Source organism: Enterococcus phoeniculicola ATCC BAA-412, assembly GCF_000407505.1.
GTDB lineage: Bacteria > Bacillota > Bacilli > Lactobacillales > Enterococcaceae > Enterococcus_K > Enterococcus_K phoeniculicola.
In genome coordinates, this window is the sequence record NZ_ASWE01000001.1 from 197,077 (window position 1) to 209,089 (window position 12,013).

The window sequence follows — 12,013 nt, forward strand, 5'->3', positions numbered from 1 at the left end:
AATAACAAAACGGGTTTATTTCTTTCATTTTTCAAAAAAAATAAAAAAGAGGGGGAAAGTTGATAGGAAAAATTAAGCGAAAGTTCAGCTGACGACTGGACTAATAAAAAGATTGAATGAACCAAAATCTCAATAAGGAGAAAAATAATAAAAGAGAATAGAGAATTATCAACAAAAAATTTTTAAGCCAGATTATTGAAAAGTGAATTTATCAACTTCCACGTATGAAATATGTGAGAATTGGAGGTTTTCCTTGCGTTTATCTCTTATCTGAAATGTACGTGCCAATTCCTCTTATTTTTACACTAGAGAGTGGGTAGAGATGTGGAAAAGGGTAAGTGGTATTTGCTAGAAGCTCTTTTTTATATAAAAAAGAAAGCTAACTATTTCTTTAGCCAGCTTTCTAATTCAGTCATTAAGGTGCGAACTTGTTCATTTTCTGTTTCTTTTAAGAAGTCATGGGGCAGATCGTATACTGCTCGAAATTGACTGTGCGGGATATTCTTTAAACGCTTGCTGTAACGGAATGGAACCTCCATGTCTGTGGTGCTTGCCGTACTAAAGGTAGGAGGAAATTGTGCAAGTATTTCGGGCGAGATAGCGAGCGCTTCTTTTTGATCTGCAGAAATTTGATAGTAGTCAGTTAATTTTTGGTTTTGTACACCATAAATATAGAGCAGGTAACGTTGAAAAAGAGGATCATCCCAAGTTTGTTCTTTAAGGTTGATTGACTGAATCATGTCAGGGGTAACAGAATAGTTAGAGATTTCTCTTTGTGTTTGAATGAACTCCAAGTCTGTATAACCATAAAAATTAATTAACTTTTCAGGCAATGCTTGTTTGTTTTCAATTAATTTTTTTGTTAAGGCGAGCATGAGATATCCTCCAGCAGAGCGTCCACAAAAGCTGAATGGAGAATCTTTGATGACCGTGTCTTTTAATTCCAAAAAATTATCAAAAGTTGATTGGATAATTTCAGACAATGAGGAATTTGGAGCAAGTAAATAATCCAGTGCAAGAATAGAAAATTTTTGTTTCTGAAAAATAGTAACGAGCGATTCAGGCAAATCATTTTTACTTCCATAGATAAATCCGCCACCATGAAAATAAAGTAAGTAACCGACATCTGATGGCTTAGAAATAAGAGTTCCCTTCGCTCCGGAGGATAGTTGTATAGCTGTTTTCATTTAGATTGACTCCTTTTCTTTAGTTCTAATAAATAGGTTCCCACTTCATAATTAACTAATTGAATTGGATTTGTCAAATCGATTTCTAGAAGCTGTTCAATTTTATTTAATCGATATCGAATGGTTTTGGAATGTAAAAACAGGGTTTCTGCGGTCTTTTTATAGTTACGATTACTAATAAAAAAAGTATAGAGTGTGAGAAATAAATCTTCTTCATTTTCCCAAAGATGATACAGACCTGTTGGAATAATCTGCTGAATGTTATCTAACTGATGCCCTTTTATAAACATGCTGAAAACACCTAAGTCACTGTAATTTAAAATAGGCGCTAAATAAAAGTGGCGATTAAATCGGATAGAATCCAAACATTCGGGAAGTATTTCTTTGATTGCTTGTTTTCTTTTTACTTCACTCAAAATAAGAGAGGCTTTTTCTTTTTCTAATATAGAGAAATCGAAAAGTTTACTAAGGGTTTGCTTGGTAATTTGTTGAGAAGCATGCTGAAAGTTGTAAAGAAAAATCAAATAATTATGATGTTCAAAAAAGATATGTTTTGCACGGAGTGAATGAAGTTTTTGCAAAACAAGATCTTTTCTTTGTTTATCCTCGAAATTAGTTGAAGAAAAAGCGATTGCCTGATAAAAATCATATTGCTCTATGTTTGCTTCTTCTAAAAGCAAAGTTAGCTCGTTTAAATCTGTAGGGGTATTCTGCAAGATAGCATCTGCTAAATTGTTCAAGCGCGTATACCGTTCCTTTTTCTGCAGATATTCCATTTGAAGGCGTTCATAAATGACATCAACAACGTTCTCAATAATCATCACTTTAGATTCAGGAATCTGAGCGTCTTTTTGATAAACTAGTAAAGTACATAAATCGTTAAATGGATTGAGGATATCTACTTTAACTGCGGTGATTGCTTGATTATTTTTATGAGAAAACAGATGAAGATATTCATAACGATTTTTTGTAAATTCAATATTTTTCATTGGATATTGCTGAATAACTACATAATCTTCAAAGGTTGTTCCTTTATTAATATGTATATCTAAGTGAGGAATAGATAAAAAACAAGGCTTCTCAATTAATTGGAAAAATTCTTGCATGATTTGATCAAAAGATGAACGGTTACGTTCAACCTTCATAAAACGTTGTCGTACTTCATAATAGGTACGAAGAAGGTGAGACTGATGATTTAATAAAGGCTCATAAACAGCGAGCATAATTGCTTCATAGCTGACATCTTGATGTACCTTAATTAAAGGAATGCAATATTCTACCCCTAACTCAATTACCCACTCAGGAATCATTGTGATAAGACGGTCAACCTTAATCACAAGTCCACTAACACCAATTTTCCGCATAGTTTTAAAAAAAAGGCGTACTTGATCCATAGAAGCGTCGGTCAAAGCGTAAAAGGACGTTAAAATTAGCTGATGCTGTTTACTCCATTTTTCTATGTCAATCGCTTCCAAGACCATGACTGATTCAAGTGGATTATCTAGTCCTATACTGCCGGTCAATGTCTTACTATTTTTTAAAATTGGTAATTCCAATAGTTGTTTTAATAACATAATAGTCTCCTTTTTCCTCTTTTGGATAATAATTATAGCTTTTTTTTAGACTTTTATCCAATGAAAACGCAAACAGCGGATATTACAATGAATTTGTAAGAGGAGGAGGAGAAATTTATGTTACACACAGTAATAATGAAAAATAACTATCAAGACTCGATTAACTTGATGCTATTAACCAATACAATTAATGCATTTAGTGAAGTGAATATGAGTCAAATTATGATGGGAACAGATGCAAATAAGGATATTTTAAAAAATACTAATTTACTCTCACCAGAGGCCGAGACGGCATCACCCAATGACATGATGATCGTAGTAGATAGCGATGAAGAAGAGGTTATGGATCGTGTCTTGCCTGCAATTGATGTATTTTTAGATGACTTGTCTGCTAAAGATAGCGGGAAAGAACAGCAAGCAGCAACTTCTTGGAAAGAAGCGTTGGAAATACTTCCAGATGCAAATGTTGCATTGTTTAGTATTCCAGGCGAGTATGGCGCAGCTGAGATGGAAAAAGCGTTAAAAAATGATTTACATGTCTTTTCATTTACCGATAACGTAGCTATTGAGGACGAAATCCGCTTAAAAAAATTAGCACATGAAAAGGGACTGTTAATGATGGGCCCCGACTGTGGAACAGGAATTATTTCAAGTATCCCTATTGCATTTACTAACGTCGTTTCTCCTGGAAATATCGGAGTGGTTGGTGCATCTGGAACTGGAATCCAAGAAGTAACAACAATCATTGATCGTCTTGGCGGAGGGGTTGTTCATGCAATTGGTACTGGAGGCCGTGATTTAAGTGATAAAGTGGGCGCAATTACAGTAAAAGATGCAATTGTTGCGTTAGAAAACCATGAACCTACAGACGTGATTTGTGTGATTTCTAAACCACCTGCAAAAGAGGTCCGCGATGAAGTTGTCCAATTACTTCAAAGCATTACAAAACCTGTCGTAGCAATCTTTTTAGGAGAAAAACCTAAAGCGCATGAAGGGAAAGTATACCTCGCACATACGCTAGAAGAAGCGGCACAAATTGCGGTTGATTTAGCAAATGACGAAACGGTTAAAAAGAATTATTTTGAAGCCGTTGAAAAACCGAATGTACCTACTCTAGCTACAGACAAAGTGGTAAAAGGACTTTATTCTGGCGGAACATTAGCTGCAGAAGCTGGAATGATGATTTCTGAAGCATTGAACTTGGAAGGGCTAGTGAAAAAAGAAGGATATATTTTACATTCTAATGGGTACGATGTAATTGATTTAGGAGACGATATTTATACTCAAGGAAAGCCACATCCTATGATTGATCCAGAGGTACGTATTCAAAAGATTCAAGAGTATGCCCAAGACAAAAATACAGGAATCATTTTGTTTGACGTTGTTTTAGGTTACGGTGCCCATGACGATATGGTGGGTGCGTTATTGCCAGCAATTGAAGAAGCACGTGCGATAGCAAAAGAAGATCACCGTGAGTTATATTTTGTTTCAACTGTATGTGGAACAACAAAAGATCCACAAAATTATGATGAATCCGTTCGAAGATTAAAAGAAGCTGGTGTTTTGGTAGCCGAAAGTAATGCGAAAGCTGTTCAAACGGCTCTATTACTGAAAGGAATTGAAATTAGCGAGAATGAGAAAACTGTTTTACCATACAACGGAAAAACAGTTGATGTCCCAAGTGTTAGTGAAAAGGTAATGGAATTGTTATCAACGAAGCCTCGAATCATTAATGTGGGTCTTCAAAGTTTCAACGAATCGATTTTACAGTATGGTGGTGAAACGGCTCAATTCAATTGGCGTCCTAGAGCTGGTGGTAACAAGAAGATGATAAAAATTCTTGATGCATTGGATGCGTACGAAGAAAAAATTTCTAAAGATAATCAAGTAGTAACAGATAAAATGAAAAACGCACAACCCTTCTTAACAGATGTTGTGCCTGCGAAATCTGTGATTCCTGAATTGAATGAAGCACAAAAAACATTACTTCATGCAGGTCCTCCGATTACATGGAAAGAGATGACGGGTCCTATGCAGGGTTCTTGTATAGGCGCAGTATTATTTGAACGTTGGGCAAATAACGAACAAGAGGCAATTCGCTTGTTAGAGTCTGGCGAGGTTCGTTTCATGCCTTGTCATCATGTGCAAGCGGTAGGTCCTATGGGCGGAATTACTTCAGCAAATATGCCAGTTTTCGTTGTTGAAAATCGTTTAGATGGAAACCAAGCGTATTGTATTTTGAATGAAGGTATCGGAAAAGTTCTTCGCTTTGGTGCATACTCACAAGAGGTTATTGATCGTTTAGACTGGATCAAAGATGTGTTAGGACCAACAATTGCCGAAGCACTGAAATTAACAGAAGAAGGTATTAATTTAAATGTGCTAATTGCGCGCTCCATTACGATGGGAGACGAGTTTCATCAACGGAATATAGCCGCTTCGTTAAACTTTTTGAAGGAAATTTCACCGTTAATCATTCAAACGAAAATAGACGAGTCAAAAAAATACGAAGTGATTAAATTCTTGGCAGATACAGATCAATTTTTCCTAAATATCATGATGGCAACAGGAAAAGCGATTGTTGATGGTGCACGTAAAGAAACAAATGGAACAGTTGTTACTACTATGACAAGAAATGGTGTGAATTTTGGCGTTCGAATTGCTGAAACTGGAGACGACTGGCATACAGCTCCTGTGAACACACCGAAAGGACTTTACTTCACAGGATTTACGGAAGAAGATGGAAATCCGGATATTGGAGATAGTGCCATTACGGAAACTGTCGGAGTGGGTGCAATGGCAATGGTTGCGGCTCCTGGCGTCACAAGATTTGTAGGTGCTGGTGGATTTGAGGATGCATTAGAAACTTCAAATGAAATGGCAAAAATTTGTTTAGGCCACAATTCAACATTTTCAATTCCAACATGGGATTTCCAGGGAACTTGTTTAGGGATTGATATTCGTAAGGTGGTCGAAACAGGGATTACACCTATTATCAATACAGGGATTGCACATAAACAAGCTGGAGTTGGTCAAGTAGGTGCTGGAACCGTTCGTGCACCGCTTGGATGTTTTGAAAATGCTTTAGAAGCATATGCCAAGAAATTAGGGATTCAAGTTGACTAATTCAATTGTTCTAAGTACGTATATCTTTCCTTTAACGAAATTCGGAAAATCCGGAAAAGTTCATAGCTTGTTTGAACGATCATTTAACATTCAGATAGGTAATCAGCTAGTCAATATCGCCAACTATAAGGAGTATCTTGCAAGCTTTGGTCTCTATTTACCGGATAACCAGTTTCAAGCGGTTCGCCCTCAATTAGAGAAGGGAAACTTTGTAAAAATTCGAGAGGATTATCTAAGTTTTTATACGCGTTTTGGAGTGCAAACAATTGAGTTGAAAAAGAAACAATTAGTTTCGCTAGATGTGAAGGACTTGTCCTTCACATTAGCTGAACTGAAATTACTAAAAGAAGTGTTAGAAGCGCTAGCGTTAGAGAAAAAGATTGGTTTGACAATGACGCCGCAACTCAGAGAACTGTTTGAAAAAATGAGACATAGCGATAATGACTGGCAAGCAATTATTCGTTTTTTAATCGGACGTGGAAAAGGACTTACCCCTAGTGGCGATGATATTTTACTGTCTTATCATATGTTGTTGAGAATAGTCAAACAGATTTCTCTTGAAAAATTAACAGAGGCGTTATTAGCAAAAAATCTATCGACTACAGATGTCAGTAAAGCTTATATGGCAAGCTCCATTGACGGTTATGTGAATTCACTTATCTATCAATTGTTCAAAGATGTAAAAAGTAAACAGAAGCAGCTGATTGAAAAGGATGTAAAGATGCTTTTAGGTGTAGGACACACTTCCGGGGCAGATTTATCTTTTGGAATGTTATTGGCACTGCAATCTATGAATCTATAAGAGAAAAGAGGAGAAAACATGGAAAACACCAAACAGAGTCAAGCGGTAAAAGTAAATCAAAATTATTGGAAAAAAGTTGTTGCAATTTTCTTTGTAGGCTGGATATTGATGTACGCAACAAGAACCATATTTAACCCATTGATGGGAGTAATTGGCGAAGAATTTAATTTAAGCAACACGCAGTTGGGATTAGCAAACAGTATTTTCTTTCTAACATATGCAGTTGCACAAATTCCATTTGGGATTGTAGGAGATAAAGTAGGGCGTAAATTAGTCATTGCAATCGGCTTTATCGTGTTGGCAGTAACGACTTATTTTAGTGGATTAGCTACAGGATTTGTGATGTTTCTAGTAATCCGTGCAATTGCAGGAATTGGCCAAGGTGCATACTATGGACCTCAATATGCCCTATCGACAGAATCAATTCCGGATAAGAAAAGAACGCTTGGAAATGCGATTATCAATAGCGGGATGGCATTTGGAACATCGGGAGGCTACTTACTATCTAGTAAATTAGTGCTAGATAATGGGGAACATTGGAGTAAACCATTCTTTATCATGGCGATTCCAACGCTAGTTTTAGGAATACTGTTCTATGTGGTATTGAAAGAAAAAGTCATTCGTCCTGAAGACGAAGGAAAAGAGCAGTTACATGAAGGACCAAAGGAAAAAATTTCATTAAAACAAATCTTTTCTAATCGCAACTTAGTAGCAGCATTTATATTATGTTTTACTAGTATCTATGCAAACTTTGTAATTATTACATGGTTGCCTCAATTTCTAATTACAGAACGCGGCTTTGAAGGTGCAAGTGTTGGATTTATCGCTTCTTTAGTACCTTGGGCTTCTATTCCTGGGGCACTTATCTTTGCTCGTTTAAATGATAAAACAGGCGCAACGAAAAAATTAGTGTATTTCCTAGTGCCAATTGCTACGTTATCAGTCTTTGCGATAGCATTTGTTACAAACAAAACATTGTTAATCCCTGTATTGGTAATTTATGGATTGACAGGAAAATTAGCATTAGATCCAATTGTGGTAACTTTTGTAACAAAGCATGCACCTGCAGGTTCATTAAGTACGACGTTGAGTGCGTATAATTTCATAGGAATGTCAGGATCTATTTTAGCACCGTATGTAACAGGTTATCTGGCAGATTCATTAGGGTCTATGCAAGTTGGTTTTTATCTATCATGTGTATTGCTATTGATTGGTCTTGGTGCGTTTGCCGTTTTAGCTAAAGAAGAAAAAGTATAAAAGGAGTTCATAAGATGAGTTTAAATGTAATTGCACTAGGTGGAAATGCAATCTTAGATAAAGATCCAAGTGATGAAGGACAAAAAAAGGTTATTCAACAAGCAGCAAAATATATTGCAGATTTTGTAGAAAAAGGAGAAAAAGTTATTCTCTGTCATGGAAATGGTCCTCAAGTAGGTAATCTTTTACTACAACAAAAAGCAGGAGAAAGTGAAAAAAATCCACAGCTTCATTTGGATACATGTGGAGCAATGACTCAAGGGAGTATTGGTTATTGGCTGCAAAATGCACTAGCAAATGAATTTTTACAGCGGGATATGAATCAGCCAGTTGTATCCATGATTACACAAGTGAGAGTGGACAAAGAGGATCCTTCATTTAAACAGCCGACTAAACCAATTGGTCCTTTTTACGAAGAAGCAGAGGCAAAAGAGCTGATGGAAAAAGAAGGGACGCTCTATAAAGAAGATGCTGGAAGAGGCTATCGAAAAGTAGTTGCTTCTCCAATGCCAAAAGAAATTGTCGAAAAAGAAGCTGTAAAAGCGCTTGTTGAAGCGAATGTTTTGACTATTTGCGCAGGTGGAGGAGGCGTTCCAGTTTATCAAGAAAATGGTCGTTACGTAGGGGTGGAAGCAGTAAATGATAAAGATTTTTCTGCAAAAGTACTTGCTGAAAATGTAAATGCCGATCGCTTGATTATCCTTACTGGCGTTGATAATATTTATATCAATTATAATCAGCCGAATCAGAAGACCTTAGAAAAAATCAGTGTAGAAGAAGCCAAAGCATATATTAAAGAAGGACATTTTGCTGCTGGAAGTATGCTGCCAAAGATTGAAGCCGCGGTGGATTTTGTAAAAGAGGCTAGTGGAAGAAAAGCAATCATCACATCTATTGAAAATTTAAGTAGGTTAGACCAAGAGGTAGGGACAATTATCCATTAGTAAAGTGGGGATTCAAATGAAAATAAAAAAAATTTCAATGATCACACAGATTGTCATTGCAGTCCTTCTGGGGGTTACAGTAGGACTGCTGTTTCCGAAAGTAGGAAATTCCTTAGAAATTATCGGGACACTCTTTTTACGTCTAATGCAGATGGCGATTCCCTTATTAATTTTGGGGCAAATCATCCAAGCGGTAGGGGGAATAAACCCCAAAGAACTCACTCGACTAGGTGGAAAAACCATTGCAGTATTCGGCGTTTCTTCCGTTTTAGCTGCAGTTTGGGGAGTCTTTATTGCCGTTCTTTTTCAGCCTGGTAAAGGGATTGATTTAACCGGGACAAAAGAGGCGGTTGTGCAGGGACAAGACATTTCTGTTACGGAAACACTGATTGGATTTTTCCCATCAAATATTTTTGAATCATTAGCGAAAGGATCAATTATTCAAATTATTGTATTTGCTCTTTTCTTTGGGATTGCACTAAATAGATTTATACAGAAGAAGCCAGAATCTCAATTATTTTCGCTGATTGTTGATTTCAATGAAATAATTATTGAAATCATTCGATATGTAATGTTTGCAGCACCATTAGGTATTTTTGCACTCATCTCTTCTACGATTAGTAAATTGGGGTTGAAAATCATTTTACCATTAATCAATTATTTGGTTGTGTATGGTGGAGCAACTGTTCTATTTTTGGGTATTTGGTTAGTGGTTATAGGCATTTATTGTAAAGTAAATCCGATAAAGGTGATACAAAATACACGAGAAATGTCTGTTATGGCTTTGGCGACTACTTCATCAGCTATTACTTTACCGACAGCCATGGAAGAATCGCAAGAAAAATTAGGGTTGAGTAAACGAATTACAAACTTAGTCTTACCTTTGGGGATGTCTTTAAACAGTAATGGTTCTGCGATGCATATGGCTATTACTGTAATGACGATTGCCCAAATGTACCAAATTGGTTTTGATTTTCCTAGGATGATGACGGTGGTGATTACCTCTACCTTTGTTTCTTTAGCAAATGCTGTTGTACCTGGAGCAGGTCTTGTTTCATTAGCTATTATTGTACCGCAATTGGGGTTACCTATTGAAGGGATTGCAATATTTGCTGGTGTCGAGTGGTTTGTAGGCATGTTTCGAACAATTTTAAATGTTAATTCTGATGTATATTCAGCGATTCTTGTTGCAAAATCAGCTGGAGAATTGGATTATGAGATATTTAATAGAAAATAAAAAATTGTAAATAAGCGTACAAGTGCTTTTTAAAATAAGAAACAATTGCTGATTGTTGCCTGTGTAGGCTCTGTTAAAAAGAATACTAGTAGAATAGAAGGATTTATTCGATTTGTAAATACTGTAAATGAATAGGAGAGAAATAAGTACCTAGACTTTTTACATATCGTAGTTGTTGGACATCAACAACAAGCAATATAAATTACGAATACGCGAAATAATTGGAAATTTGCTAGTATATAACTCTAAAAAATAGTTGTAGAGATAAACGAGCTTGGAATATAAGTTTTAACTAAAAATCCAGATACCAGTCAAATTGATTGGCATCTGAATTTTTTTTTGCATGAAAAATGGTCAGCTGAAAGCTGGCTACACCCTTCAAATCGCCACAAACAGTCAGTATATTTTAGGTTATGAGCGTTTCTCAAATCCCGCAGATACACGAACACTGCGACCCTTTTTAATTCCTTTAAAAGAGCATTTTTTTGCCCTAATGGACGGAAAATGAGGTTTCGCAACGATTCTATTCGTACAGATAAACCAGACTTTTCTTTGCTCGCCTGTTTTAGGTAAGAAGCCTGTTTTTTTAATTGGTGTTGATTCGCCTGTTGCAGGGACAGTTGTTTTTTCTTTTTCAGTGGAGCTAGTTGATTCTGAACTAGGCTTTTTGCTTGATGTATTTTGTTACGTAAAATGTAACAAAATACATCAAGCTTTTATTGAAATCAACTTTAATGAAAACGCTATTAAAACTGTTTTTTTCAGGCTATTCTTAATTTGTAAAAGGACTACTCGAGAATCCGATAACAAAAATACTAAAAATGAATAGGTGGAAATGAACATGAATAAAAGAGATTTTGTAGATACAAATAATTTTACAAAGGCTGAAATTAGTTACTTGATTGAACTAGCATTGAAATTAAAGAAATCAATAAAAAATGGGTACTATCCGCCCTTACTTAAAGATAAAACTTTAGGAATGATTTTTGAACAATCTTCTACTCGTACACGTGTATCGTTCGAAACGGCAATGACGCAATTAGGTGGGCATGCTCAGTACTTAGCACCTGGTCAGATTCAATTAGGTGGGCATGAATCATTAGGAGATACAGCTCGGGTTTTATCTAGATTAGTAGACATTTTAATGGCTCGTGTAGAAAGGCATCAAACAATCGTTGAGTTGGCAAATGATGCAACGATTCCAGTGATTAATGGAATGAGTGATTATAATCATCCTACACAAGAATTAGGAGATATTATCACTATGACTGAGCATTTACCTGCTGGAAAAAAATTAAGTGATTGTAAAATTGTTTTTGTTGGAGACGCAACACAGGTATGTGTGTCAACAATGTTTATGGCGACAAAAATGGGTATGAAGTTTGTTCAATTTGGACCAAAAGGTTTCCAAATTAAAGGAGATACATTGGAAATAGGCAGGAAGAATGCTGAACTTTCTGGAGGAAGTGTAGTAATCACAGAGGATGTTGATGAAGCCTTAAAAGATGCAGATTTCATTTATACAGATGTTTGGTATGGATTATATGAAGCAGAATTATCAGAGGAGGAAAGAATGGCAACTTTCTATCCTAAATACCAGGTAAATAAAGAACTTATTGAAAAGGCTGCTCCCCATGTGAAGTTTTTACATTGTCTTCCAGCCACTAGAGGAGAAGAGGTAACTGATGAAGTGTTAGATGCCCCTTATTCTATTGTTTTAGACGAAGCTGAAAATCGTTTAACAGCGATGCGTGCTTTATTGGTATATTTCTTGACACCGCATATTCATCCTGCGAGTGAGGCATTATCTACACAACTTCAAGGTGAACTGGATTTTCTTTTAGCAAATGTTGTCGATGATTCTAAAAATTAACTCTGTCATAGTT

At 36.1% G+C, this 12,013-nt stretch carries 8 protein-coding genes; 6 read left to right on the top strand and 2 right to left on the bottom strand.

The window, feature by feature from the left end; all coding sequences use genetic code 11:
- Positions 1-383 precede the first annotated feature (383 nt).
- The gene (locus tag I589_RS00860) at positions 384-1,187 is read right to left on the bottom strand and encodes an alpha/beta hydrolase (protein ID WP_010770034.1); all 804 of its coding nucleotides are present in this window, start codon (positions 1,185-1,187) and stop codon (positions 384-386) included.
- Complete coding sequence (locus I589_RS00865; protein WP_010770033.1) at positions 1,184-2,761, bottom strand: PucR family transcriptional regulator; 1,578 nt, start codon at positions 2,759-2,761, stop codon at positions 1,184-1,186. Before I589_RS00865 ends, I589_RS00860 begins: the two co-directional genes overlap by 4 nt.
- Positions 2,762-2,878: 117 nt before the next feature.
- Here I589_RS00865 and I589_RS18000 point away from each other — a divergent pair, with 117 nt between their 5' ends.
- The 6 genes from I589_RS18000 (at position 2,879) to ptcA (ending at position 12,000) form a co-directional block, all read left to right on the top strand.
- A complete protein-coding gene (locus I589_RS18000; protein ID WP_010770032.1) occupies positions 2,879-5,887 on the top strand; it encodes a bifunctional FdrA/YlbE family protein in 3,009 nt (1,002 codons plus the stop codon).
- Positions 5,880-6,689, top strand: a complete 810-nt coding sequence (locus tag I589_RS00880) for an oxamate carbamoyltransferase subunit AllH family protein (protein WP_010770031.1) — start codon at positions 5,880-5,882, stop codon at positions 6,687-6,689. Before I589_RS18000 ends, I589_RS00880 begins: the two co-directional genes overlap by 8 nt.
- Before the next feature lie 18 nt (positions 6,690-6,707).
- Positions 6,708-7,946, top strand: coding sequence for an MFS transporter (locus I589_RS00885; RefSeq protein ID WP_010770030.1), 1,239 nt, complete (start codon positions 6,708-6,710; stop codon positions 7,944-7,946).
- Positions 7,947-7,960: 14 nt separating this feature from the next.
- A complete protein-coding gene (gene arcC / locus I589_RS00890) occupies positions 7,961-8,890 on the top strand; it encodes a carbamate kinase (RefSeq protein WP_010770029.1) in 930 nt (309 codons plus the stop codon).
- 16 nt (positions 8,891-8,906) lie between these two features.
- Entirely contained in the window at positions 8,907-10,127 is a 1,221-nt protein-coding gene (locus I589_RS00895) for a dicarboxylate/amino acid:cation symporter (RefSeq protein WP_010770028.1), read from the top strand.
- 841 nt (positions 10,128-10,968) lie between these two features.
- Positions 10,969-12,000 carry a putrescine carbamoyltransferase gene (gene ptcA / locus I589_RS00905; RefSeq protein ID WP_010770027.1) on the top strand — a complete coding sequence of 344 codons (1,032 nt, stop codon included), beginning with the start codon at positions 10,969-10,971 and terminating at the stop codon, positions 11,998-12,000.
- Positions 12,001-12,013: the final 13 nt, after the last annotated feature.